The organism is Chryseobacterium sp. CBTAP 102 (genome assembly GCF_003201365.1).
Classification (GTDB): domain Bacteria; phylum Bacteroidota; class Bacteroidia; order Flavobacteriales; family Weeksellaceae; genus Chryseobacterium; species Chryseobacterium candidae.
The window spans coordinates 1-24,334 of sequence record NZ_QICX01000018.1 but is presented as its reverse complement, the minus strand read 5'-3'; the positions used below and the strand labels follow the sequence as shown (position 1 = coordinate 24,334).

23 protein-coding genes are annotated in these 24,334 nt (G+C 36.1%); 9 read left to right on the top strand and 14 right to left on the bottom strand.

The window, feature by feature from the left end; genetic code table 11:
• Position 1: 1 nt before the first annotated feature.
• From C8D70_RS19255 to lpxB, 5 genes are all read right to left on the bottom strand, one after another.
• On the bottom strand, positions 2 to 2,014 hold the full coding sequence (locus C8D70_RS19255; protein ID WP_110368368.1) for a fumarate reductase/succinate dehydrogenase flavoprotein subunit: 2,013 nt from the start codon (positions 2,012 to 2,014) through the stop codon (positions 2 to 4).
• 15 nt (positions 2,015 to 2,029) lie between these two features.
• Entirely contained in the window at positions 2,030 to 2,692 is a 663-nt protein-coding gene (locus C8D70_RS19250) for a succinate dehydrogenase cytochrome b subunit (protein ID WP_076594954.1), read from the bottom strand.
• Between the two features lie 145 nt (positions 2,693 to 2,837).
• Positions 2,838 to 4,610 carry a ComEC/Rec2 family competence protein gene (locus C8D70_RS19245; RefSeq protein WP_110368367.1) on the bottom strand — a complete coding sequence of 591 codons (1,773 nt, stop codon included), beginning with the start codon at positions 4,608 to 4,610 and terminating at the stop codon, positions 2,838 to 2,840.
• 141 nt (positions 4,611 to 4,751) lie between these two features.
• Entirely contained in the window at positions 4,752 to 5,843 is a 1,092-nt protein-coding gene (locus tag C8D70_RS19240) for a glycoside hydrolase family 99 protein (RefSeq protein ID WP_110368366.1), read from the bottom strand.
• Between the two features lie 35 nt (positions 5,844 to 5,878).
• Complete coding sequence (gene lpxB, locus C8D70_RS19235) at positions 5,879 to 6,982, bottom strand: lipid-A-disaccharide synthase (RefSeq protein ID WP_110368365.1); 1,104 nt, start codon at positions 6,980 to 6,982, stop codon at positions 5,879 to 5,881.
• A 78-nt stretch (positions 6,983 to 7,060) separates the two neighbouring features.
• On the opposite strand from lpxB, the gene C8D70_RS19230 reads away from it, so the two are divergent.
• From C8D70_RS19230 to C8D70_RS19220, 3 genes are all read left to right on the top strand, one after another.
• Positions 7,061 to 7,570: a DUF2480 family protein gene (locus tag C8D70_RS19230; RefSeq protein WP_076594950.1), complete on the top strand. Its 510-nt coding sequence runs from the start codon at positions 7,061 to 7,063 to the stop codon at positions 7,568 to 7,570.
• Position 7,571: 1 nt separating this feature from the next.
• Positions 7,572 to 8,831 (top strand): protein O-mannosyl-transferase family, encoded by a 1,260-nt coding sequence (locus tag C8D70_RS19225; protein WP_110368364.1) that lies wholly within the window; start codon positions 7,572 to 7,574, stop codon positions 8,829 to 8,831.
• Positions 8,832 to 8,910: 79 nt separating this feature from the next.
• A complete protein-coding gene (locus C8D70_RS19220) occupies positions 8,911 to 9,567 on the top strand; it encodes a DUF937 domain-containing protein (RefSeq protein ID WP_110368363.1) in 657 nt (218 codons plus the stop codon).
• A 58-nt stretch (positions 9,568 to 9,625) separates the two neighbouring features.
• Here C8D70_RS19220 and C8D70_RS19215 read toward each other — a convergent pair whose 3' ends face one another.
• Positions 9,626 to 9,745, bottom strand: coding sequence for a 30S ribosomal protein THX (locus C8D70_RS19215; protein ID WP_076594948.1), 120 nt, complete (start codon positions 9,743 to 9,745; stop codon positions 9,626 to 9,628).
• Positions 9,746 to 9,969: 224 nt separating this feature from the next.
• A complete protein-coding gene (locus tag C8D70_RS19210; RefSeq protein ID WP_110368362.1) occupies positions 9,970 to 11,364 on the bottom strand; it encodes an MATE family efflux transporter in 1,395 nt (464 codons plus the stop codon).
• 112 nt (positions 11,365 to 11,476) lie between these two features.
• Between C8D70_RS19210 and C8D70_RS19205 the strand changes: the two genes are divergently transcribed.
• The 3 genes from C8D70_RS19205 (at position 11,477) to C8D70_RS19195 (ending at position 15,542) form a co-directional block, all read left to right on the top strand.
• Positions 11,477 to 11,839: an ankyrin repeat domain-containing protein gene (locus C8D70_RS19205; RefSeq protein WP_110368361.1), complete on the top strand. Its 363-nt coding sequence runs from the start codon at positions 11,477 to 11,479 to the stop codon at positions 11,837 to 11,839.
• Positions 11,840 to 11,976: 137 nt separating this feature from the next.
• Positions 11,977 to 13,731 (top strand): aspartate--tRNA ligase, encoded by a 1,755-nt coding sequence (aspS, locus tag C8D70_RS19200; protein WP_076594945.1) that lies wholly within the window; start codon positions 11,977 to 11,979, stop codon positions 13,729 to 13,731.
• Positions 13,732 to 14,210: 479 nt separating this feature from the next.
• On the top strand, positions 14,211 to 15,542 hold the full coding sequence (locus C8D70_RS19195) for a M12 family metallopeptidase (protein WP_110368360.1): 1,332 nt from the start codon (positions 14,211 to 14,213) through the stop codon (positions 15,540 to 15,542).
• A gap of 187 nt (positions 15,543 to 15,729) precedes the next feature.
• On the opposite strand, the gene C8D70_RS19190 is transcribed toward C8D70_RS19195, so the two are convergent.
• From C8D70_RS19190 to C8D70_RS19160, 7 genes are all read right to left on the bottom strand, one after another.
• Positions 15,730 to 17,013: an adenylosuccinate synthase gene (locus tag C8D70_RS19190; RefSeq protein ID WP_110368359.1), complete on the bottom strand. Its 1,284-nt coding sequence runs from the start codon at positions 17,011 to 17,013 to the stop codon at positions 15,730 to 15,732.
• Between the two features lie 170 nt (positions 17,014 to 17,183).
• Positions 17,184 to 17,753, bottom strand: a complete 570-nt coding sequence (locus tag C8D70_RS19185; protein WP_076594942.1) for a Crp/Fnr family transcriptional regulator — start codon at positions 17,751 to 17,753, stop codon at positions 17,184 to 17,186.
• Between the two features lie 187 nt (positions 17,754 to 17,940).
• Entirely contained in the window at positions 17,941 to 18,786 is an 846-nt protein-coding gene (locus tag C8D70_RS19180) for a mechanosensitive ion channel family protein (protein WP_076594941.1), read from the bottom strand.
• A 272-nt stretch (positions 18,787 to 19,058) separates the two neighbouring features.
• A complete protein-coding gene (locus C8D70_RS19175; protein ID WP_110368358.1) occupies positions 19,059 to 19,793 on the bottom strand; it encodes an SDR family NAD(P)-dependent oxidoreductase in 735 nt (244 codons plus the stop codon).
• Positions 19,794 to 19,931: 138 nt separating this feature from the next.
• Positions 19,932 to 20,294, bottom strand: coding sequence for a preprotein translocase subunit YajC (yajC, locus tag C8D70_RS19170; protein ID WP_062675766.1), 363 nt, complete (start codon positions 20,292 to 20,294; stop codon positions 19,932 to 19,934).
• A gap of 10 nt (positions 20,295 to 20,304) precedes the next feature.
• Positions 20,305 to 20,811, bottom strand: a complete 507-nt coding sequence (locus C8D70_RS19165; RefSeq protein ID WP_076594939.1) for a DUF1573 domain-containing protein — start codon at positions 20,809 to 20,811, stop codon at positions 20,305 to 20,307.
• Position 20,812: 1 nt separating this feature from the next.
• Positions 20,813 to 21,718, bottom strand: a complete 906-nt coding sequence (locus tag C8D70_RS19160) for a transcription antitermination protein NusB (RefSeq protein WP_034693040.1) — start codon at positions 21,716 to 21,718, stop codon at positions 20,813 to 20,815.
• 91 nt (positions 21,719 to 21,809) lie between these two features.
• Between C8D70_RS19160 and C8D70_RS19155 the strand changes: the two genes are divergently transcribed.
• The 3 genes from C8D70_RS19155 to C8D70_RS19145 all read left to right on the top strand — a co-directional run.
• Positions 21,810 to 23,471: an ABC transporter ATP-binding protein gene (locus C8D70_RS19155; RefSeq protein ID WP_110368357.1), complete on the top strand. Its 1,662-nt coding sequence runs from the start codon at positions 21,810 to 21,812 to the stop codon at positions 23,469 to 23,471.
• Positions 23,472 to 23,570: 99 nt separating this feature from the next.
• Entirely contained in the window at positions 23,571 to 23,906 is a 336-nt protein-coding gene (locus tag C8D70_RS19150; protein WP_002976288.1) for a DUF3276 family protein, read from the top strand.
• Positions 23,907 to 24,035: 129 nt separating this feature from the next.
• Positions 24,036 to 24,334 (top strand): transposase (locus C8D70_RS19145; RefSeq protein WP_110368356.1); only part of this gene is annotated, 299 nt, incomplete at its 3' end.

Below are 24,334 nucleotides of genomic sequence, written 5' to 3'. Positions count from 1 at the left end.
ACTATTTATAACTTCTAGTTTTAACCTCGATGTTATCATATATCAACTCTTCTTTATGCAACACTTCCGCGTTGATATCGTTTCCTTGATATTCCCAAGCTCCGACGTATTTGTAGTTTACGTCATCTCTTTCCGCTTCTCCGTCCGGAGTTGAATGGTCTTCACGGAAATGTCCACCACAAGATTCGTTTCTGTGTAGTGCATCGATAGCCATTAATTGCCCAAGTTCCAGGAAGTCTGCTACTCTGAATGCTTTTTCAAGCTCAGTGTTCATTCCTTCTCCTTCCCCAGGTACTTTTACATTTTTCCAGAAGTCATTTCTTACTTCTTCGATTTCTTTGATTGCTTCTCTCAAACCTTCAGGAGTTCTGCCCATACCTACCTTGTTCCACATGATGTGTCCCAGTTTTTTATGGAAATGATCTACTGAATGAGTTCCTTTATTGTTTAAGAAGAAATCAATTTTTTCTTTAATTCCTTTCTCAGCCTCGTCAAAAGGTGCTGAATTAGTAGGAATAGCTCCTGTTCTGATATCTGCAGAAAGGTAATCTGCAATCGTATAAGGAAGTACAAAATATCCGTCAGCAAGCCCCTGCATCAATGCAGATGCCCCCAATCTGTTTGCCCCGTGATCTGAGAAGTTAGCCTCACCAATTACGAAACATCCAGGGATTGTAGACTGAAGGTTATAATCAACCCAAACACCACCCATGGTATAGTGAACCGCAGGATAGATCTTCATTGGAGTTTTGTAAGGATCATCAGCGGTAATTTTCTCGTACATTACGAATAAGTTACCATACTTCTCCTCAACCCACTTCTTACCAAGATCATAGATCTGCTGATCTGTAGGATTATGAATATGTTTTTCAATAGCGGCTTCTTTACCTTTTTTCATGATCTCTGTAGAGAAATCAAGGTAAACACCTTCCTGAGTATCATTATTTTCAATCCCGAATCCGGCATCACATCTTTCCTTAGCTGCTCTGGAAGCAACGTCTCTAGGTACAAGGTTACCGAATGCAGGGTATCTTCTTTCCAAATAATAATCTCTATCTTCTTCTTTAATATTTTCAGGTCTTAATTTGCCTTCTCTGATCGCTACTGAATCTTCAATTTTCTTAGGAACCCAGATTCTTCCTGAGTTTCTTAGTGATTCAGACATCAAAGTCAGTTTAGACTGCTGTGTTCCGTGAACAGGAATACAAGTAGGGTGAATCTGTACGTAGCATGGGTTTGCAAAGTAAGCTCCTTTCTTGTGAATTTTCCATGCCGCAGAAACGTTGGATCCCATTGCATTGGTAGAAAGGAAGTATACGTTCCCGTATCCTCCTGAAGCAATTACCACTGCGTGAGCAGAGTATCTCTCAATTTCACCTGTTACAAGATTTCTTGCGATAATCCCTCTTGCTTTTCCGTCAACAATAACAAGATCTAACATCTCATGACGGTTGTACATCTTAATTCTTCCTTTACCGATCTGACGGCTCATTGCAGAATAAGCACCTAATAATAACTGCTGTCCGGTTTGTCCTTTTGCATAGAACGTTCTTTTTACCTGAACCCCACCAAATGAACGGTTATCCAGCTGACCGCCGTAATCTCTCCCGAAAGGAACCCCCTGGGAAACACACTGGTCAATAATATTAGCGGAAACTTCAGCTAATCTGTAAACGTTGGCCTCTCTTGCTCTATAGTCACCACCTTTGATGGTATCATAGAATAATCTGTAAGTAGAGTCACCGTCTCCCTGATAATTCTTCGCTGCGTTGATCCCTCCCTGAGCGGCAATGGAGTGCGCTCTTCTTGGAGAATCCTGGTAGCAGAATGCTTTTACGTTATATCCCTGCTCAGCCAATGTAGCTGCAGCAGAACCTCCTGCCAAACCTGTACCTACAACAATAATATCAATCTTGTCTCTGTTGTTTGGGGCAACAAGGTTCATATGGTCTTTATGATTTTTCCACTTGTCTTTAAGAGGACCCGCTGGAATTCTTGAATCTAATTTACTCATATTAGTATATTGATATTATTGAGTTATAAAATGGAAAACTGCTACGATGATGAATCCTGCAGGAATAAGGATTGAATACCATGTTCCGAAAGCTTTGATCACCGGCGTATATTTTGGATGTCTTGCTCCGATAGACTGGAATGAAGACTGGAATCCGTGAGCTAAGTGTAATCCTAGCAGAACAAAAGAAATTACATATAAAGCCACTCTCCAAAGATCGGCAAACTTCTCATGAAGTTCCGGCCAGAAACGTTCTGCATCAGGAGTCAATCCTTCTACATACTTATAATTCATTTCATGTAACCAGAAATCATATAAGTGAAGCGCCAGGAACGCTAAGATAACAGCACCTGAAATAATCATATTTCTGGACATCCATGAAGAATTCACTGATGCGTTGTTTGCTGCATACTTTACCGGACGCGCTTTATTATTCTTGATCTCAAGCACAAATCCCATTACAAAATGGAAAATTACTGCAAAACCAAGAATAGGCTGCATTAAGAACTGCACAAAAGGATTATAGCCCATAAAGTCAGATGCTGTATTAAATGCATCTTTGTTTAGAACTGATAACAAATTGGTCGTCAAATGCAGTATAAGAAAAATCAGCAAAAATAGAGCTGATAATGCCATAGCATATTTTCTACCTATCGTAGAACTCGTTAAACCTGCCATATAAGTTTAAATTTGAATTTCTACAAAATTAAGAAAGTTTAACAATATCGAAAAGTGAGAAATCTCACAAATAGGCAGTTTGTAATCTTTCTAAATAAGAATTTTATCCATTATAGATACAGGAAAATGGCTAAATTAAGAACCATCATTTCAGATCGTAAGTTTTATTCCTGAAAACTACTTTTTGAACAGAGGAAGACATGTGTTTTATCTCAAAATGATCTACTCTCCTGGAAGCACAATAGGGATTGACTATATACTGTAAAATCTTCGTCTTATTTTTCATATCCGAAATCCAGAAACATACTCTGTTATTATTTTTTACGGAAAAAATTTTGTTTTTATAAAAATGATGGACCAATATCTCTTCTTTCTGATTTTCAAATGCAGTGCTTCCGGTTCTTATCACCAGAAATAGTAATGCTGCTGTCACCAGCCTTATCCTGTTTTTAAAATTGAAATTCAGAATAACGGGTCTTAGTAAATATACAAAAACTGATGCTGACATCACTTCTATCCCATTCATTGGGATATTGTCAAAAAACAACAGATCAATCTCAGCAAACCAATGGATTATCTTCAGTAAAACGTAAATAACCTCATCATACATTCCATTTATAAATTCAAAATCAACTCCAAAAGAAATAAGACCCGTCATTATAAATGAGAAAACGATAATGATCTCAGAAAAAGGAACAATAACAACATTAGCAATGATTGATATGAATGAAAACTGATGAAAATAATACAAGACCAGGGGAAGGGTTGCCAGCTGTGCTGATAACGATATTGCAATGGTATTAAACAAAAGTTTTTTGACATAATTATCCTGTTTCGGAAAGTATTTCAAAAGTGGCTGGTTCAGCCAATATATTCCCAAAACAGCCAAAAAGCTAAGCTGAAAACCCACATCAAAAAGCTGCTGCGTATCTCCGATTAGAATAAAAAAAGCAGACAAGGCTAATGAGTGAAGCAGATCTGGTTTTCGCTGAAGCAGGACAAAAATAAAATAAACACTCAACATGATGCAGGAACGCAATACTGAATTACCAAATCCAATAAAAACAGCAAACAGCCATATAAAAACCAAACTGAAAACCACAGCATATTTTCTGAATTGTAAAGGAGTAAAACGAATCAGAAAAAAATAGAACATCCCGAAAATAACCACAATATGAGTTCCGGAAATAGCAAGAAAATGAACCAGCCCTGATCTATTGAAATCTCTAACAGTGTCTGCATCAATCTCCGTCCGATCTGCCAGAATAATACCTTTCAGAAATTCTTGGGTTTTTTCCGAAATTTCTGTTTTATCTATTTTTTTAAGAACTTCAAACCTATACTGCCTAAGCTGATCTGCCAACGTTAAGTCATTCCGTTCTGCACATACAATTTCTTTTGAAAGATAAACCTGATAATCAATATGCTTCCTTTTCAGATATTGAGCATAATTGAACTGAAAATCATGTGATGGTGCCTTAGGCTGCGCAATATAAGCCTCGGCTTTGTAGTAATGAATAAAATCCAGCTCTTTACTCTCTTTTGGAACATAGAAAATTGAATTAAAACCTGTATTTCCCATCTGTGCAATGCCTTCGTATTTTCTATATTTTCCTGAAGAATTTAATTTCTGAGAGATTTTAAATATAAGCGTTTCATTTTTCTTGATAGGAAACTTTGCGTCCAGCAAATTCGTATTATAGAAATGAAGAATAATTCCTGCACCAAACAGCAGAAGCATCAGAAAAACTGTTTTGGTTTTATGCAGAAGATAAGAATGAAAGCAGATTAAAATCAACAATATTGAGCAGATTATTCCAACTCTACCAACAATGGTATCTGACAATACCACCTTATCCTGAAAAAGAATTCCAAGAATAAAGCATATTGCCAGAATAAGAAGAGGCTGTTTGTTCAAAATCCATTAATTATCCTTTTAAAATAAGCAATGAATGGGAAATTCATGATCTCTTTAAAAACTAAAAAAGCGTTCTGCCTTCATTAAAAATGTCAACAGAACGCTTAATTTTATTCTTTAAAAATAATATTTGAAAGTATACTATCTTTTTTTCAGAAATCTATCCGTCAATCGCTTTGTTTCTTTGATATAAAATAAAGGATCTTTCCCATAATCTTCATATTTGAAATCACCGGCTTTTTTAGGAACAGCAGGCTCTATTTGTGTTCCTTCATGCCATTCGTTGAATGATGTAATGCCAATGAATTCCGGATTTACTTTAATGGCAGCATCAAACATTTTCTCATAATATTTTCCATTGTCTCTGCTTTTGAAGTTCGCTTCATTCCACGGACGGATTCTTGTATCGGAATAACCAGGGCCCACACAAGGAATAAAAATCAGATGGTGATCTTTAGCGAAGTTTGCCATAAAATCCCAATTAGCCGTTGTACTTCCGTATACAAATCCTTCGCTGGCAAAATAGGTATAGAAACCATCAAAACCTGAGGAATCAAAAAATTCAGCATCATTTTTTTCAACCCAAAGTCCGATATAAAGAGCATCTAAATCTGTATTTCTGATGGTCTTTTCTCCATTTTCAGACAACATTTTCACCCATTCTTCTTTAGGAATTTTATAACTGTCATACACATAAAACAAAGGCTTTCCTTCTTTTTTATAAAAAGCATGATGACTGGAATACGTTTTTACCAGATAAGAAAGCTGTTCTTTTAATTCTGATATATTTTTATAGAATGGCTCAATATGAAAGGCAATTTTTAAATCAAAACGATCTGCAACATCCAGATATTTGGCAAGACTTTTATCCGTGAACGAATCTTTTCCCAGCCAGCTTACAACTACCACTCCTACTCCGGAGTCTTTGATCATTTTCATATGCTGTTCAATGATTTTCGGATCATTGGAACTGTAATTGCCAAGGGCCGGATAAAAATTAGCTCCAATATCATCTCCTCCTTTATGATGTCCCAGATTATTCCACTTCGGGTTGCTCCAGTGAGGAAGGATCTCATGATTCCAGTGCTGATAATCTCCGTCTGTTGCCGGATTGGCGTACCAGCCGTAATAAAATATCTGAACTTTATCTCTTGCACTGTTCTGCTGGCCAAAACTGTTTGAGAAAAACAATGTAAAAGTTAGTAATAACAGAAAACGGTTACAATAATTCATAGTTAAAAATTAAATGATCAGAAACTCAGTACGAACTATACTTTCAATATCACTTCAGCAGCATGATCGCTGGCTCCTTTTCCGCCAAGCTTTTCTCTCAGAAGATGATAGTCATTCAGAACCTGTTCCCTTTTCTCACCTGACAAAATTTTATTGAGCTCTTCTACCAGATTTTTGGTATTCAGATCATTTTGAATTAATTCTTTTACCACTTCCCTGTCCATAATCAGATTAACCAGAGAAATATAATTGATATTTTTTACCAATCTTTTAGCAATGGCATAAGAAATTTTGCTTCCACGATAGCAAACTACTTCAGGGATATTCAGCAAAGCAGTTTCCAACGTAGCCGTTCCGGAAGTCACCAGAGCAGCTTTTGAACATCTCAGCAGATCATAGGTTTTATTAGAGACAAAATGAACATTATCATCTACATATTTCTGATAAAATTCTTTTGGAAGACTTGGTGCTCCGGCAATTACAAACTGATAATCTTTAAAGTGTGGTCTTACGGAAAGCATCATCTCAAGCATTTTTTCCACCTCTTGTTCTCTGGAACCCGGAAGCAATGCAATAATTTCTTTTTCGTTCAGCCCGTGTTCTGACTTGAAATTTTCAATACTGATTTCCTGGAGATCCGAAATAGCATCCAGCAAAGGATGTCCTACAAAATGAGAATGAACACCGTGTTTTCTGTAAAAATCTTCTTCAAAAGGAAGAATGACCATCATTTCATCCACATATTTTTTGATAATTTCTACGCGCCCTTCCTTCCATGCCCAAAGCTGTGGAGAAATATAATAAATAACTTTAATTCCCAACTCTTTCGCAAATCTTGCGATTCTCAGATTGAATCCCGGATAATCTACCAAAATCAAGACATCAGGTCTGTTCTTCTGAATGTCGTCTTTACAGTATTTAATGTTATTCAGAATGGTACGGAGGTTCATCACTACTTCCAGAAATCCCATAAAAGCAAGATCACGGTAATGTTTCACCAAAGTTCCGCCCTGAGCTTTCATCAGGTCACCACCCCAAAATCTGAATTCCGCATGGGGATCTTTTTGTTTTAAAGCTTTCATCAGGTTGCTTCCATGCAAATCACCGGAAGCTTCTCCAGCAATAATATAATATTTCATTTCTATAGTAAGGATAGAGAACAAATTAAGACAGATATGATCTTAATTCGTAAATTTGTTCAAAGATAATGATAAAAAATGTCAGAAGAATTTGAAATCCGGAATAAAGTTGCAGAAAGCGGCCTTATCAATTTTGACCTTACCACTTTACTGCCAAAAGGGGAAAGAAAAGGTATTGACCTTAAAGATTTTCTTTTTCAGGAAATGATACTGAAAGAAAAAGATTTCCGCGAAAAGGTAGAGGCAATAGATACTGAACAATATAAAGATTCATACATATACATCTACAACTCTGTAGATACTATCATTCCTCTTTGGGCTTATTTCGTTTTAACCGCAAAACTTACAGATGTAGCGAAGAAAATAGTTTTTGGAAGCCGCGAGGATCTGGAAGTTATTTTAATGCACAATGCGATTCAGACTCATGATTTTGAGGAAATGAGAGGAAAAAGAGTCCTTGTAAAAGGATGTTCAGATAAAGAAATTCCCGAAAATGCTTATATTGAATTGGTAGAACAGCTAAAACCTATTGTAAAATCTCTGATGTTCGGAGAAGCATGTTCAAACGTTCCTATCATAAAGAACTAATATGAACAAATATTTATCAGCAGTATTTTTGTTTATTATTTTTCTTGGAATCTACTATTTCGGAAGTTTTTCAAAAATTCCTTTTGCCGACTGTATAGGGTTTGTGTTCAGTGCAGAAAAGGGCATATGGGGTACAACTGCTACGGCAACAAACCATTTTCTATACATCAACACCGTTATTTTAATAAAAAACCTGGCAGGCATTAATGCCATTGAAGCAAGCAGGTTTTTGGTTGTTTCTTCAAGTGCTGCTACAGTTTCTGTTATTTATCTCACTGTAAAAAGCATTTCAAAAACAGAATGGACATCCCTTACAGCTGCTTTTGTTTTTGGTTTTAGCTTTACCTTCTGGAGAAATGCTGAGATCATAGAAGTATATACTTATAATTCTCTTTGGGTAAGTCTTTTCTTTTTTTCAATGATCAAAAGCTTTACTGAAAAGAAAAGAATCTACATCCTGTTGAGCAGCCTATTTTTAGGAATCAGTTTATGGTTGCATATTCAGAATATTCTCCTAATCCCTGCTTTGGCTGTCTTCTTATTTTACTTCAGAAATGAAAAAAAATATGCAGTGGTTTCACTATTGATTTTTACCGCATTATTCAGCTCTTTATTCATTCTGAATATTTCCCAGGGACTTCCTTTTAAATCGGCTTATAGTTCTGATCGGGGAACCTGGGTAGAAGATTCTTTTAAAAAAGACACCATTCAATATGTAAAAGATTTTTTTCAATCTTTGGGATACCTTTTATATAATTTCAATCTTTTTACTTATTTTGGAATAACAGGAATTCTCTTGTTGTACAAGAATAATAAAAACATGTTTTTTGTCTTTACTGTAGGAGCATTGTGTGTATATGGGTTTTCAACCTTTTATGCGGTATCAGATAATTATGTATTTTTTCTACCATTCAATATGATTTTTGCTTTGTCAATCGGATATGGTCTTTCCTCAATAAAGTATGCCAGTCTAAGAAAATTTTCATGGATATGCTTATTGATTCCTGTGGGATATCTTCTTGTCTATAAAGTCATATTGTTAACAGAAAAAGGAAAAGAATTTCATGCATTTAAAGAGTATAAAGGAGGACTGAATTATTATGCACTTCCATGGATGAATAACAATATCGGCATTCTAGAGTTCACTATTGATAAGAAACAGGCCCCTGAAACTATTGAATGGATGACCAGCAGTTCAATAGAATATATAGAACTCTTAAAAAGCAAAGGTTACACGGAGGAACAGATCAGAAAACTTTAACAATAATTATGAAAGGCGGTCATTTTCTGAGACATATTTTTTGATAACTTTGGTTACTTAATACTTAATAAACACAAAAATGAGTTTAATTGACCTACTTACAGGGAACACAGGCAACCAGGTTGCTGAACAGGCTGAGAACAAATTCGGGATCAGCAAAAATCAGGTAATCGCCCTTTTGGCTGTTGCTACACCTCTTATCATTTCTTATCTTAGAAATAAATCTCAGGATGCTAAAGAAGCAGAAGCTTTAAATAATGCTTTAGATAAAGACCATAACGGCAGTATTTTAAATGATGCTTCACAAATTGAAGCAAGACAGGCTGAAGGAGGATCTATCCTTGATCATATCTTTGGCGGGCAAAAAAGTACTGTTGAAAACCAATTGTCACAAAATACAGGAATTTCAATTGACAAAATAGGTCCTATTCTTGCGATGCTTGCACCTGTAGTAATGGGTTATATCGGACAGCAGAAACAACAGAGTAATGTAGGAGCAGGCGGTTTGGGAGATCTTTTAGGAGGAATTCTTGGAAACGCTTCCAATCAGGCTCAAGCTCAGCAGTCTAACCCTTTGAATGACATTCTTGGAAGTGTTTTAGGAGGAGGACAATCTCAATCATCTGGAAATCCCCTGAACGATATACTTGGAAGTGTATTGGGCGGTGGTGGAAACCAACAACAAGGCGGCGGCGGATTAGGCAGCATTCTTGGCAATATTCTGGGAGGCAAATAAGTAATTTAATTTTCATAAAAAAGACCGGAGATCTAATCTTCGGTCTTTTTATTTTTGATTACTTTTTAGATTTTTCTTCAGAAGCTGTAAAAGATTTTGAGGCTTTTCTAGGTCTTCTTTTGCCGTAACTTCCGGAATTGATTTTTCCTCTTCTTGATTTTTTGTCTCCTTTTCCCATAGTATTAAGTATTTGTTGTTCTACGAATTTAAAAAATACAATATTAAAATCCAATTCATGAAGCTGTTAAAGTTTTATAAATTAGGAATGGAAGAGGGAAGCTGGAAGTGACTATCAGGTTACTATTTTCAATTCTCAACCAGCAGATTACTTATCTTTTTTATTTTGTTACCAAAGGCTAGATTAAATATTTCAAACTACCAGTACCTCCATCTTCCAGCTTTTTAAACTTTTATCGTCTTCCATTTTCCTTTTTTAAACAAGATAAAGGCAACAATGGTAATCAGAGTTTCAGCAGCTGGGATTGAAATGAAAACACCTTTTGGACCCATATCAAGATACTTTGATAAAAAATAGGCAAGCGGAATCTGAAACAGCCAGAAACCAAAAAGATTAACCCAGGTGGGAGTCCATGTATCACCAGCTCCATTAAAAGCATTGATCATCACCATCCCGATTCCATAAAAAATAAACCCTATACTCATAATCTGAAGCGCATTTTTAGCGAAATCTTTAATAGCCATTTCCTGAGTAAAAAAGCCTACTAAAAAGTTCCCCATAAAAAGAAAGATCAGACTTACGATCAACATAAAGATGACATTATACTTTACGGTTTTCATTACGGACTGCTCTGCTCTCAGCATTTCATTTGCTCCCATATTCTGCCCTACCAATGTAGACGCAGCATTACTCAAACCCCAGGCAGGAAGCATAAAGAACATCATCAGTCTCAAAGCGGTCTGATAACCTGCCGATGCATTCTCCCCTCCCGTGGTCGCTACCAGCTCCGCAAGGAAAATCCAGCTGCACGAGGCAATGACAAACTGAAAAATACCGGGAGTTGCAATTTTAATAATAGATTTGATTAATCCGTAATTCGGTTTAAAATAAGGAAGTTTAATTCTTATCTGAGTATCGGCTACTAAAAGATGGTACAACTGATAAATAACACCAATGCTGCGTCCTATTGTTGTTGCCAAAGCAGCTCCTGTTAATCCCAAAGCCGGAACAGGTCCTAAGCCTTTTATCAGAAACGGACAGAGAATAATGTTGGCAATATTCGCTATCCATAAGCTTTTCATCGCAATCATCGCATTTCCCGCTCCTCTGAAAATCCCATTAATTAAAAATAGAAGCATAATGACTGTACTGCTTCCCATCATAATTCTGGTAAAATTCTTTCCGTAAGCAGCTGCTTCCGGTTTTGACCCCATCAGAATCAGAATTTCTTCAGCAAAGATTACTCCTAGTAAACTTAAAACAAAAGTAATAGCAAACGAAACGAGTAATACCTGCGCCGCACTTCTGGAAGCCTGTTCCGGATTTTTTTCACCAATTCGTCTTGCCACCAACGCTGTGGCTGCCATACTCATTCCAATCGCAATAGAATACATTATGGAAAGTACAGATTCTGTAAGTCCTACGGTCTGGATAGCAAATCCGCTTTCTTTCAGATGGCCGACAAAATAAAGATCCACAAGCGCAAATACAGATTCCATTGCCATTTCAAGCATCATGGGAATTGCTAAAAGCAGCACAGCACTCCTGATATTCACTTTCGTAAAATCAGTTTCTTCACCGCTGAATGCTTTTTTCAAAAATTCAATATATTTTGTCATTTCGCAATTAATATTTTATGTAATCCCAAAAATACAAATCCAATTATTAGAAAAACTTAGCAATTGGTAATAAAATTTAATTTAGATTTGTATATTCTTAAAAATTATCCTTATGAAAAAAATAATCTCTACTACTTTTCTATTTGGAATGTTACTGTCCGGCAGCATGTTCTCTGCCCAGAAGATGAGTCAGGAAAAGATGAAAGCCATTTATTCTGATGATGTAGCAACATTTAAAAAACAGTTTGCTCCGGGAGATTACAACAAATGTTTCCTTGTTGGGAATATACTTTATTCACCTCTTGGTTTCAGTGTAATGTCTGACAGAAAGAATATTATCAACTTCCTTTTGGATAACAAAGCGAATGTGAATAAAAAATGTCAGAATAAAACTCCTCTTGAAGTAGCTGATGAAACAAAAGGCAGTGAAGAAGTAAAGAGAATTCTGATCGCAAAAGGTGGTAACAGAATCTAAAAAAATCTAAAAACAATATATGAAACTTCCGAAAGGAAGTTTTTTTATTTATAAAACCTGCAAAAATCTTATCTTTGCCAACGAAAAATTCAAGGTCCGGAATTGGACCTTAAACATTGAACTTTAAACAAATAATTATGTTTCGATCACACACCAACGGAGAGCTATCTCTGAAAAATCTGAATGAAGAAGTTACACTATCAGGATGGGTACAGACTATCCGTGATAAAGGATTTATGATTTGGGTAGATCTTCGGGATCGTTACGGAATTACCCAGCTGGTTTTTGATCAGGAGCGTTCTTCTGCACAATTGATGGAAGAAGCTAAAAAACTGGGCCGTGAATTTGTAATTCAGGCTACCGGAAGAGTTATTGAAAGAGTAAGCAAAAACCCTAATATTCCCACCGGGGAAATTGAAATTCTGGTAGAAAAACTGACGATTCTGAACGATTCTCAGCTTCCACCTTTCACCATTGAGGATGAAACAGACGGAGGTGAAGAATTAAGAATGAAATACCGTTACCTGGATATCAGAAGAAATCCGGTAAAAGATAAACTGATCTTCCGCCACAAAATGGCGCAGAAAGTAAGAAATTATTTGTCTGAAGAAGGTTTCATTGAAGTGGAAACCCCTGTTTTGATCAAATCTACTCCGGAAGGAGCAAGAGACTTTGTGGTACCAAGCAGAATGAATCCCGGACAGTTTTATGCATTGCCACAATCTCCACAAACTTTCAAACAGCTTTTGATGGTAGGTGGAATGGATAAATATTTCCAGATCGTAAAATGTTTCCGTGATGAGGATTTAAGAGCAGACAGACAGCCGGAGTTTACACAAATCGACTGTGAAATGGCTTTCGTAGAGCAGGAAGACGTTATGAACGTATTCGAAGGAATGACTAAAACGCTTTTAAAAGATATTACAGGTCAGGAATTCGGAGATTTCCCAAGAATGACTTTCGCAGATGCGATGAGAAAATACGGAAACGACAAACCGGATATCCGTTTCGGAATGGAGTTCGTAGAACTGAATGAACTGGTAAAAGGAAAAGACTTCAAGATATTTGATGATGCTGAATTAGTAGTCGGGATCAATGTAGAAGGATGTGCGGAATATACGAGAAAACAAATCGATGAACTTGTTGATTGGGTTAAACGTCCTCAGATCGGAGCATCGGGAATGGTTTGGGTAAAATTCCAGAATGATGGTGTAAAAACCTCATCGGTAAATAAATTCTACAACGAAGAAGATTTAGCAAAGATCATCGAAAAATTCGGAGCCAAAGAAGGAGATTTAATGTTGATTCTTTCCGGAAACGAAAATAAAGTAAGAGCTCAGCTTTCTGCTTTGAGAATGGAACTTGGAAACCGTTTGGGATTAAGAAAAGGAAACGAATTTGCACCACTATGGGTAGTTGACTTCCCTCTATTGGAATTTGATGAAGAAAGTGGACGTTACCATGCAATGCACCACCCTTTCACGTCTCCAAAAACTGAAGATATCCATTTATTGGAAACAGATCCCGGAAAAGCAAGAGCTAATGCTTACGATATGGTTCTGAACGGAAACGAAATCGGTGGAGGATCGATCAGAATTTTTGACAGAGATCTTCAGTCTAAAATGTTTGATTTATTAGGATTTACCAGAGAAGAAGCTGAAGCTCAGTTTGGATTCCTGATGAATGCCTTCAAATACGGAGCACCGCCACATGGAGGACTGGCATTCGGATTTGACCGTTTGGTAGCGATTCTTGACGGAAACGAAGTAATCAGAGATTATATCGCATTCCCTAAGAACAATTCAGGACGAGATGTAATGATCGATGCACCAGCTTCTATTGCTGATGCCCAGCTCGACGAACTGGAGTTACAATTGAATTTAAAAGCATAAATGTAAGCGGGGTATTTGCCCCGCTTTTTTTATATCCCGAATTACGGGCATCTTCAATGTAATTCTTACAAAAATACATATTCATGATACAGTATTACCTGAACGTCATGACCTTACAAATTTCAGTATACTTTATTAATTTATCAATAGAATAGTCTTTATGCTAGTATAAAATACAGTTTACAGCATCATATCAAATATTCGTGAAATAACTTAATTTCAAAATTAATAGTAAAAAATAAAACATTTCAAACAAATAAACGAATTAAATACATCAAACAAACAAAAAGTTAATAAAACAATCATTATATTATGTTATATGCAATAATAATCTTTTATTAGTATATTTACAACACACAGCTGAATTATAATGCAGAACTTAATCAAACTTAGAATTAATTAATTTTAATAATCTTTTGTGCGGGGTAATAATAGAGCTGTTCATATATAAACCTGATCATCAACCAATATTAAATAATATGAAAAGCAAACTATTACTCTTATCAGGATGCCTTATTCTGGCACTGAATTCATGCAGGTCGGACATTGAAAATCCTCAAACTGATTCAATCGATCCTACAACCACAAAGCTGGATAATGCAAAGATTCACAAATTATTAATTGACGGAAAATACACCTATGTTAATGAAGTCAATGGTGAATATTTTTATGCAGAAGATATAACGATCAGCCCCGAACAGTTTAATGCATTACAAAAGCAGGCCAACCCTGGAACATCAACAGCAGAAAAAAGTACCATTGTAAGCTCCTTTATTAAGACATGGCCTAATGCCATCGTCTATTACACATTACCCAGCCAGGGAACTATGAGCACTCAGAATTATAATACATTCCTTACCAATATCAACAAAGCGTTTGATATGATCTCTTCACAAACCAGTATGCAGTTTGTTCAACGCACGAATCAAACAGAATACATCACCTTTACTTATACAACCTCCAACAGTTCTCCACTTGGATGGCAAAAAAACAGAGTAAATGGCATTAAAATTTATAATATCACATATCCCGCCATTATCGCTCACGAAATAATGCATTCAATGGGAATCATGCACGAACAGTGCCGCCCAGATAGAGATCAGTACATTATCGTAGATGTTAATAAAGCGGTGGAAGGTAGCCGTCATAACTTCAATCTTTATAATGATTATGCAGGACATGGGGCATTCGATTTCGGTTCAGTCATGATGTATCAGTCTACAGACTTTGCGATAGATCCAGGCCAGCCAGTAATGACCAAGCTTGACGGATCTACATTTACCAAGCAAAGGACAGGATTGTCTGCCGGTGATTATGCCGGAATAAATCATTTGTACGGACCTGTTAATGCCAGTTCTGCAATCAACGGAACTTATACGATGACGACCGCTTTAGCAAATGATAAAAATGTAGATATCACAGGAAGTTCCACTACTGATGGCACCGGTATAATTCTATATTCAGCTTCTACAGGGAATAACCAGAGATTTACTTTCAGCAAATCAGATCATGGATATTATATCATCAAATCTATACTTGACCCCGCAAAAGTGCTTACTGTAAAGGGTAACGGAACAACGAATGGAACAGCTGTTGAATTACGAACCAATGCGAATACAGATTCTCAAAAATGGTTATTATTCAATTTAGGGAATAACGGATTTGGATTTGCTCCTAAAAATGCACCGGCATTGAGATTAGAGGTAAAAAACGGCTTAACAACCAATCTTACGCCTATTGTCATCGGCACTACGGATCAAACAGTTCAGCCTTCTGTAAAACAGCGCTTTAAACTTACAAAAGTTAACTAAACTATTATCTATTATAAAGACAAAGAGGCTGTCTCAAAGTGTCATTCTGACGAAGAAGGAATCTCATTCATAATTGATGATACAAGATTCATCACTCCACTACATTTCGTTCAGAATAACAGCGTCAACTTATTTGACTTTTTAGACAGCCTCTTCTGTTCTATCAGATTAGCACATTATTCTTGTATTATAAGTATTTATCTGTTAATTTCAACATTTCATTTCTTCCAGGCCCGATAGAAAGATAAGCCACCGGAATTTCCAATTCTGTTTCTAAGAATGACAGAAATCCGATAACTTCTTTTGGCAATTCTGAAGAGCTTTTCATCCTGGAAAAATCGGTTTGCCAACCAGTAAACCATTTAAATATAGGCTTGGCATTTTCTGGAAGAATCCCGGAAACAGATACAAGTTCGCCGTTTTCCAGTTCATAATGGGTGCAAACTGCCACAGATTTCAATCCGCTTAGCACATCAGCTTTTGTCAGAACCAGCTGAGTTACACCGTTGATCATTACTGCATATTTTAGAGCAGGAAGATCCAGCCATCCTGTTCTTCTCGGACGTCCTGTATTGGAACCAAATTCATTCCCTTTCATTCTGAGGTCATCTCCAAATTCATTTAAAAGTTCCGTTGGAAATGCACCATTTCCCACACGCGTACAATACGCTTTCGCTATTCCGTAAATCTCACCGATCTTTTTCGGCGATACACCTAAGCCGCTACTCGCTCCTGATGCTGTCGTTGAGGAAGATGTCACATACGGGTAAGTACCATGATCAATATCCAACATTGCTGCCTGAGATCCTTCTGCCAATACTTTTTTACCTTCAGATAAAGCTTCGTTAAGATAAATTTCAGTTTCTGTACAATTGAATTTTTTAAGGAATTCCACTCCATCAAAAAACTCTTTACTGATTTCTTCTAAAGCAGGCAAAACAATCATTCCTACTTCTTCCAGCATTCTGTAATCTCTATCCAGAATATGCTGCGCTCTGCTTTGAAAATCTGATGAAAATATATCCCCTACTCTCAGATTCTGTCTTAATATTTTGTTTGAATATGCCTGAGCAATCCCATTTCTGGTAGTTCCGATCTTGGTATAGCCAGAACTTTCCTCCATAAAAATATCCAGAAGCTTATGCGTTGGCATTACCAGATGTGCTTTTCGGGAAATAATGATATTATTTTCCGGCTGAATGGTTTTATCAAATACCTGAAGATTCAGAATTTCCTTTTTAAAACTTACCGGATCAATAACAGTTCCGGTACCGATAACATTCTGCACACCATTCATAAAGATTCCCGAAGGAATCATTTTAAGTGTTATTATGCGTCCGTTTCTTTCAATGCTGTGCCCTGCATTGGATCCACCATTAAAACGTGCTGTAATGTCGTAATTTTCACTGATCAGATCAATAAACTTTCCTTTTCCTTCATCTCCCCATTGCAGTCCTAATACAATATCCATATTTGTACTTTAAATTTTATGAAGCAAAACTATGACAGTCAGCGGGAAAGACCATTGTCATTTGACAAAAAGAGATTTATGAGATGTTTGAAGTTTGTAAAATCTACAAACTCTGTTGCCCTGCATACTCCTTAAGATCATCTATCAATTATAATTTATCAATAATAATTCTAGACGATATTTCTCCTGATCCTGCTCAGTGAAGAAGGGGTCACGCCAAGATAAGAAGCCAGCATAGATTGCGGAACTCTGTTGGCAAGGCCGGGATAGTGATTTAAAAAATGAATGTAACGGGATTTTGCATCCTGATTGAGCATGATACTGGCAACTTTCAGTTTATTCTCAACAACAAACGCATGGATTCTTGCAAACAAAACCGGCCATACGGCAATTTTCTCTTCAAGAAGTTTAAAATGTTTGAGATCAATCACCAGCAGTACAGCATCAGTAATGGCTTCAATATCTTCATGAGCGGGCAGCTGATCTGTAAAACCCTGAAAATCTCCTATAAATCTACCTTCATAAATGAAATATCTGGTAAAATCGTCACCCTGCTTATTATAATACAAAGACCGGAAAACACCTTTTTTTACAAAAGCAATTCTTTGGCTCACTTTTCCTGCTTCCACAAAAGAATCTCCTTTCTTTACAGTGATTTCCTGAATTCCTTCAGCAATTAAAATTTCATCCTGAGGATTCAGCGTTCCAAATTTTTTGATATAAGTAAAAAGCTCTTCCATATTTATGTTGTACCCACGGATTGCGGAAATATAAAGGTATAAAAGTCAACGTTAAAAACAATTGTCATTTGACAACAAAGCCTAATAAATATGTTTACAAAGAAAAACAAGACATCTTTATCTTCTTCCAAATAAAAACTCCCACATTACAATAATGCAGGAGCTTCTTAAAAAAAATTAAATATAATTATTGATTGTAAACATGGATATCTCTCTGTGGAAAAGGAATTCCGATTCCAGCTTTATCAAGAGCCTCTTTACAACCTATGATTAGTTCTTCGTTCATTGCCCAGAAATTTTCAGTGGAAGTACTTACTCTTACGGATACATTGACAGCACTGTCTCCAAGTTCAGTAACCACCACCTGTGGAGCAGGTGTTGCGAGAGCATATTGATTATTCTTAATGACATTCATTAAAACGTCCTTGGTCTGTCTAAGATCCGCATCATAGGCAATTCCGATATCCAGTGATGTTCTTCTTGTCCCCAGCTGGGTAAAATTGGTAATACTGTTATTTGAAACTACTCCGTTAGGAATAATGATCAGTTGGTTTTGTGGGGTGATCAGTTTCGTATGAAAGATATCTATGGCATCTACAGTTCCGGAAACGCCTGAATTGGTAGAAATAAAATCACCAATCTTAAAAGGTTTTAATAGTAGAATTAAGATTCCGCCTGCAAAATTCGTTAAGGATCCCTGCAAAGCTAAACCTACTGCAAGACCTGCGGCACCAATCATTGCAACAAATGCAGAAGTCTGTACTCCAAGCTGCGTCACAACAACAATAAACAGCAGAATATTAAGTCCCCAGTTGATAATATTTAACAGGAAATGCTGCAATGAAGCTTCCATATTTCTTTTTTTGAAAGCTTTTTCCACCAGTTTCTTAATCATTCTGATCATCCATGATCCGATCAGATAAATTAATAATGCAGATATAATTGCTGTAAAAATTCTCGGCGCCCATGAGATTGCTGAAGAAATTAAGGTGTCCCAGTGTTGTTGAATCTTGTTTAATTCTAAATCGTCCATTGTATACTATGTGTTTTACTATTTATATCAATAAAAGCATTGACATCTTCTGCAGGATTTGAAAAAAGAAATCCACCCTTCCCTACCTGAGCGAAGGTGAATCATATTTATCCTTGAAATAGATTGACAGCAGAAAAAGAATGTTTCAGCTTTATTCAATAATCATTCAGAAACTGAATCTTGCAGGAAGAAATAATTTTGGCATATAGAATTACAAAAACGATACCGAAGTGTAGTTATCTTCAAAGAAAAATAATGTTAGTAAACATTCCTTAAGGTAATTTTGCAGCAAGGCTTTCCGGTAAAAGTCTAAGGATATGATAGATAATTTTCCATTTAAAGTTCGGGACAATGGTAAAGGTACTTCCTGCATTAACAATAAATTTTGCCACATAATCAGGTTCCATGATCAGAGATTCATTAAGTTCTAATCCTTCATTGATTTTTGTTCTGATATAGCCAATAACCAAGACATTCACAATTATTTTTCGGGAAGCCAGCTCCTGTCTCAATCCTGCCAGAAACTGTGTAAACGCAGCCTTTGTACTGCCATAGACAAAATTACTTTTTCTTCCTCTTACTCCTGACAAGGAAGAAAGCCCGATTATTCTTTCCAGGCTGGTATTCCTTTTATCCATTGCAATAATACTCAGGATAGATACACCACCCATATAATTGACTTTCATCATTTGTTTCGCTCCTTTGAAATCAGTTAAAGCTTTTTGATTGTCCACTAAAAAACCTGCGGCATAAACTACAATATGAGGCTTTACAGAAAGACTGGAATAAAACTGATGATGAGAATCAAAATCAGCGGCATCAAAATACAAAACAAATACTTTTGAGCGGTCCAGATTGTTTGAATCAATAAAATTATCCAAAGATGCTGTATTTCGGGAAGCAGCAATAACTGTAAATCCCTTTTCAACATATTGTACTAAGCATTGTTTTGCTACATCTGAATTAGCGCCCAGAATAAGAACGGTTTTGTTCGTGTTTTGATTCATGAGACAAAGATAATTTTTATTAAACACTAATTTCACTGTTGTTTTTCCCAAATGGACACAATTTTTCAAACTGATGTAGAAAAAATTGCGGCGGGTGAACAAAGTTCACCCGCCGCAGCTCAATATCTTCAGACTGAATTATTTTTTTTCTTCAGTTGCTGTTTCTTTTTTGTCATCTGCCTTCTCAGCAGTTTTTGCTTTATCTCCAAAACGAGCTTCAGTCATTTCTCTTGAAACTGCTGCTTTTTCGAATTTCAGTTTTCCCGATAATGTTTCAATAACAAAACCGTCATCCTGAACCTGAGCAATTCTTCCGTGAAGGCCTGATGTAAGAACTACTCTTGTTCCCACTTTAAGGTTTTCCTGAAAGTTTTTCTCCTGCTTTTGCTTTTTCATCTGAGGTCTGATCATCAGGAAATAAAACCCTACAAACATTACTCCCATCATGATCAGCATCATAGGTGAAGATCCACCCTGTGCCTGTAAAAATAGTGTCAACATATTGTAAATATTATGGTTGAATGTTCGCTGTGAACGTTAATCTGATTGGAGCTTTTTCTACATTAGCAAAAACGTCTGCATACTTCTGAACGTTTCCGTCGAAGCTTGAAGAATCGAAGTGTAAAGTAACTTTTCCTTTTTTACCAGGCATGATAGGCTCTTTTGTAAAATCAGGAGCTGTACATCCGCATCCTGGCTTCACTTCAGAAATAATCAATGGGTTTTTACCGGTGTTGGTAATTTCATATACGTGCTCTACTTTATCTCCTTTTTTGATTTTTCCAAAATCGAAGCTGTTTTCAGATAAAGCAACAGAAGTTGATGGTTCGTTAGAAACCGGAGCGGCTGTTTCACCTGTTACAGGTGCTGCTGCAGAATCAGTGGTTACCGGAGCCGCAACAGATGCAGAATCAGTAGTTGCAGTTTCAGCACTTTGAGTTTCTTTGTTTTCTTTTTTACATGAAACTAACCCAAAGCCTATAATTGACAAGGCGATAATTGATAACGTCTTTTTCATTTTATATTCTATTTTGATCTTTACAATATTTATCTAAAATACCATTGATGAAGATATTGGAACGGTCTGTAGCAAATACTTTTGCAATTTCAATATATTCGTTAATGATCACTCTTGAAGGCGTGAAAGCAAAGTTATCAAGCTCTGCAATTGCTGTAGATAAAATTACTTTATCCATTAGAGAAACTCTTTCCAGATCCCAGTTTTCCAGTCTTTCTTCCAGTTTCTTTTCATTGTTTTCCCAGTTGTTCAGGGTATCTCTCAACAATTTTGCAGCGAATGTTTTATCTTCTTCATCTTTAATCATTTTGATCAAAGTTCTGCTTTCTTCATCTTCTCTCAGGAAACCGATTGTTTTTTGTACCATTGAGTTGGCGATATGGATATCATCATACCATGAAAGTTCCTTATCACCCAAATAGTCATGAAAATCTTCATTTTCAGCAATATATCTTAAGAATAATTTCCCGATAAATTTCTGATCTTCTTCAAAGGAGTATCCTTCTTCTTTCATAAAATCCTGATAACGTTTTCCAGCAGTAATTCTCTGGAAAGTTTTTACCAATAAATCATCATGCATATCCCATTTCAGCTGCTTGTGCTGCCCTGTAAAAAATAATCTTTCAGGATTTTCTTCCAGCTTAAGCAATACCTGGTTGTTGATGAATTTTTGGTTAGGATTAATATCAGCATCAGTTTTAAGAAATTTATTCTTACCAATTTCGATCTGATTCTCTGCCAAATCTTTCAGACCCACCAAAAAGTTGAGCTGATAGATGTATAGATAATAGATTTTCTCTATCCCGGCAAACATGTTTTTCTCTAAAACATCAAATTTTACAGGATTTTGGTAGTAAGAATACACGGTCTGTACTACTTTTTCACGGATTTGTCGTCTTCCTAACATTCAAAGAGCTTTTTTATGGGTGCAAAGATACAAAATTTAAAATTGATGAAATTCGTAGTGTGATGACATTTTTGTAATTTTGTGCAACTATATGAAAGCGCTAAAAACCTTAAACCCTTATTTTTGGAAACACAAAATACTACTGTTTTGGGGGTTACTCTTTATCATCGCCAGTAATTTCTTTAATATATATAAAGTCCAGTTTGTAGGAAAATCTGTGGATGAACTTACAAAAAGTGGAAACCTTGGCTTCAACCAACAGGTTTTAATCTATGTTGGAATTATTGTAGGATGCTCTCTTTTGACCGGATTCTTTACTTTTATGATGAGGCAGACCATCATTGTTGCGTCAAGAAGAATAGAATATGAGCTTAAAAATAAAATCTACAGACATTATCAGGATTTATCTTTAACGGATTATAAACAGACTACCATTGGAGATTTAATGAACAGATTAAGTGAAGATGTTGTGGCAGTAAGAATGTATCTTGGTCCCGGAGTGATGTATGTAGCGAACCTGATTGTACTGGTGCTGATTACAGCCATTTACATGGTAAAAACGGATGCTTCTATGACGATGTGGACCTTGCTTCCTCTTCCTATTTTATCTTTTGCTATTTATAAGGTAAGTTCTATTATCAACAAAAAGTCGAAGATCATGCAGAAAAGCCAGTCTGCAATTTCTACTTTTGTACAGGACAGCTTTTCCGGAATCCGTGTAGTAAAATTTTTCGCCAGAGAAAAATACATTGAAAATAACTACGGAATCAAAGTCACCGATTATCAGAATAAAGCTTTGGATCTTGCCAAAACAGAAGCCTATTTCTTCACCATTATTCTTTTTGTCATCGGATTATTAAATGTTGCCATTATCCTGATTGGAGGAACAAAGTATATTGCAGGAGAATTAAGCATTGGTAAGATTGCCGATTTCTTCATGTATATCAACACCCTGATTTTTCCTTTCTCTATGGTAGGATGGGTAACTTCTGTCAACCAGAGAGCTGAAGCATCCATGCAAAGAATTAATGAGTTCATGGACAAAAAATCTGAAATCATTAATACAAATTTTGAAAACTATCCGATCAAAGGAGATATAGAGTTCAGAAATGTTTCTTATGTATATCCCAATACAGGAATCAAAGCTCTGGACAATCTAAATTTCAAGGTAAAAGCCGGAGAATCATTGGCTATTATGGGTAAGACAGGTAGTGGAAAGTCAACAATTGCCCTGCTATTATGCCGATTAATAGACCCTACTGAAGGGGAAATTTTAATTGATGGTAAAAACCTTAAACACCATAATCTGGAGAACTACAGAAACTTTATCGGATATATTCCTCAGGAGAGCTATTTATTCTCTGATTCTATAGAAAATAACATTGGTTTTGCCATTGATCATCCATCGCATGAGAAAGTAGTAGAATATGCTAATATTGCAGATGTTCACAAAAATATTGTAGAGTTTAAGGATCAATATAAAACACTTGTTGGTGAACGCGGAGTCATGCTTTCGGGAGGACAAAAGCAAAGAATTTGTATCGCAAGAGCCTTAATTAAGGACCCTAATATCATTATTTTTGACGATTCTCTGTCCGCTTTAGACACTGAAACAGAGCAGAATATTCTTGAAAATATTGACAAAAAAATCCGTAACGCGACTTCCATAATTATCACACACAGAGAGTCTAGCGCACAAAAAGCCCATCAAATAATCAAACTTACCGAAATTGCCAATTCTGTAACCGCATAGCCATTTCGTTCTCAATTGTTAAATAAATCATAAAAAAAATTTTGTGATTAAAAGAATTCTTTTATATTTGTTCTTAACAAGATTAAAAAATATCTAACAATGAGTGAATACAAGGAACGCCATGAAAATGAGATTTTCACGAAGGTGTTAAAAGCAGGGAGAAGAACTTATTTCTTTGATGTGCGCGAGACGAAAGCAGGAGATTATTATCTTACAATCACTGAGAGTAAGAAGAATTTCGGAGAGAATGGGGAAGCTACATTCGAGAAGCATAAAATTTACCTTTACAAGGAAGATTTTAAGAGTTTCCAGGAGATGTTTAATGAGTCCACAGATTTCATCATTAATGAAAAGGGTGAGGATGTAATTTCAGAAAAACATGACAAAGACTTCAAAAGCAGATCATATACAATCGATTCTGACGACGAGGTTTAAAAAAAGAATATCTAAAAACACAAGCATCTGAAAAAGATGCTTTTTTTATGTGCTAAAATCATCGATGCAAAAAAAAACGGATCAGTCTCAAAAGTTGGGGGGAATGTTAAGTAGCTTTATCTTTGCCTAATGTTAAGCGATTACGAACTTCTTAAATTATTACTTCCGGAATTTTTAGTTGAGCACTTTGATATCCTCAAAGCAGAACCCCATGATGCAGAACTTCATATCTATTTTGAAGAAAAAAGTAACCTCCCTGATGAATTCAAAGAAAGACTACTGGAATCGAAGGGCTTTTTACCTGAAATTATTGTAGATGATTATCCATTACGTGGTAAAATCGTAAAACTCCATGTGAAAAGAAGAAGATGGACTGATAAATCCTCTGGTGAAATTCTTCAAAGAGACTGGCAGCTGGTAGCGAAAGG

Bases quoted from the DNA above. Each gene is read 5' to 3' on its own strand.
- C8D70_RS19250 (WP_076594954.1), bottom strand. From the start codon at position 2,692: ATGGCAGGTTTAACGAGTTCTACGATAGGTAGAAAATATGCTATGGCA.
- C8D70_RS19155 (WP_110368357.1), top strand. From the start codon at position 21,810: ATGAAAGCGCTAAAAACCTTAAACCCTTATTTTTGGAAACACAAAATA.
- C8D70_RS19215 (WP_076594948.1), bottom strand. From the start codon at position 9,745: ATGGGAAAAGGAGACAAAAAATCAAGAAGAGGAAAAATCAATTCCGGA.
- C8D70_RS19165 (WP_076594939.1), bottom strand. From the start codon at position 20,811: ATGAAAAAGACGTTATCAATTATCGCCTTGTCAATTATAGGCTTTGGG.
- C8D70_RS19190 (WP_110368359.1), bottom strand. From the start codon at position 17,013: ATGGATATTGTATTAGGACTGCAATGGGGAGATGAAGGAAAAGGAAAG.
- C8D70_RS19220 (WP_110368363.1), top strand. From the start codon at position 8,911: ATGAGTTTAATTGACCTACTTACAGGGAACACAGGCAACCAGGTTGCT.
- C8D70_RS19205 (WP_110368361.1), top strand. From the start codon at position 11,477: ATGAAAAAAATAATCTCTACTACTTTTCTATTTGGAATGTTACTGTCC.
- C8D70_RS19225 (WP_110368364.1), top strand. From the start codon at position 7,572: ATGAACAAATATTTATCAGCAGTATTTTTGTTTATTATTTTTCTTGGA.
- C8D70_RS19230 (WP_076594950.1), top strand. From the start codon at position 7,061: ATGTCAGAAGAATTTGAAATCCGGAATAAAGTTGCAGAAAGCGGCCTT.
- C8D70_RS19210 (WP_110368362.1), bottom strand. From the start codon at position 11,364: ATGACAAAATATATTGAATTTTTGAAAAAAGCATTCAGCGGTGAAGAA.
- aspS (WP_076594945.1), top strand. From the start codon at position 11,977: ATGTTTCGATCACACACCAACGGAGAGCTATCTCTGAAAAATCTGAAT.
- C8D70_RS19185 (WP_076594942.1), bottom strand. From the start codon at position 17,753: ATGGAAGAGCTTTTTACTTATATCAAAAAATTTGGAACGCTGAATCCT.
- C8D70_RS19240 (WP_110368366.1), bottom strand. From the start codon at position 5,843: ATGAATTATTGTAACCGTTTTCTGTTATTACTAACTTTTACATTGTTT.
- C8D70_RS19150 (WP_002976288.1), top strand. From the start codon at position 23,571: ATGAGTGAATACAAGGAACGCCATGAAAATGAGATTTTCACGAAGGTG.
- C8D70_RS19195 (WP_110368360.1), top strand. From the start codon at position 14,211: ATGAAAAGCAAACTATTACTCTTATCAGGATGCCTTATTCTGGCACTG.
- yajC (WP_062675766.1), bottom strand. From the start codon at position 20,294: ATGTTGACACTATTTTTACAGGCACAGGGTGGATCTTCACCTATGATG.
- lpxB (WP_110368365.1), bottom strand. From the start codon at position 6,982: ATGAAATATTATATTATTGCTGGAGAAGCTTCCGGTGATTTGCATGGA.
- C8D70_RS19175 (WP_110368358.1), bottom strand. From the start codon at position 19,793: ATGAATCAAAACACGAACAAAACCGTTCTTATTCTGGGCGCTAATTCA.
- C8D70_RS19160 (WP_034693040.1), bottom strand. From the start codon at position 21,718: ATGTTAGGAAGACGACAAATCCGTGAAAAAGTAGTACAGACCGTGTAT.
- C8D70_RS19255 (WP_110368368.1), bottom strand. From the start codon at position 2,014: ATGAGTAAATTAGATTCAAGAATTCCAGCGGGTCCTCTTAAAGACAAG.
- C8D70_RS19180 (WP_076594941.1), bottom strand. From the start codon at position 18,786: ATGGACGATTTAGAATTAAACAAGATTCAACAACACTGGGACACCTTA.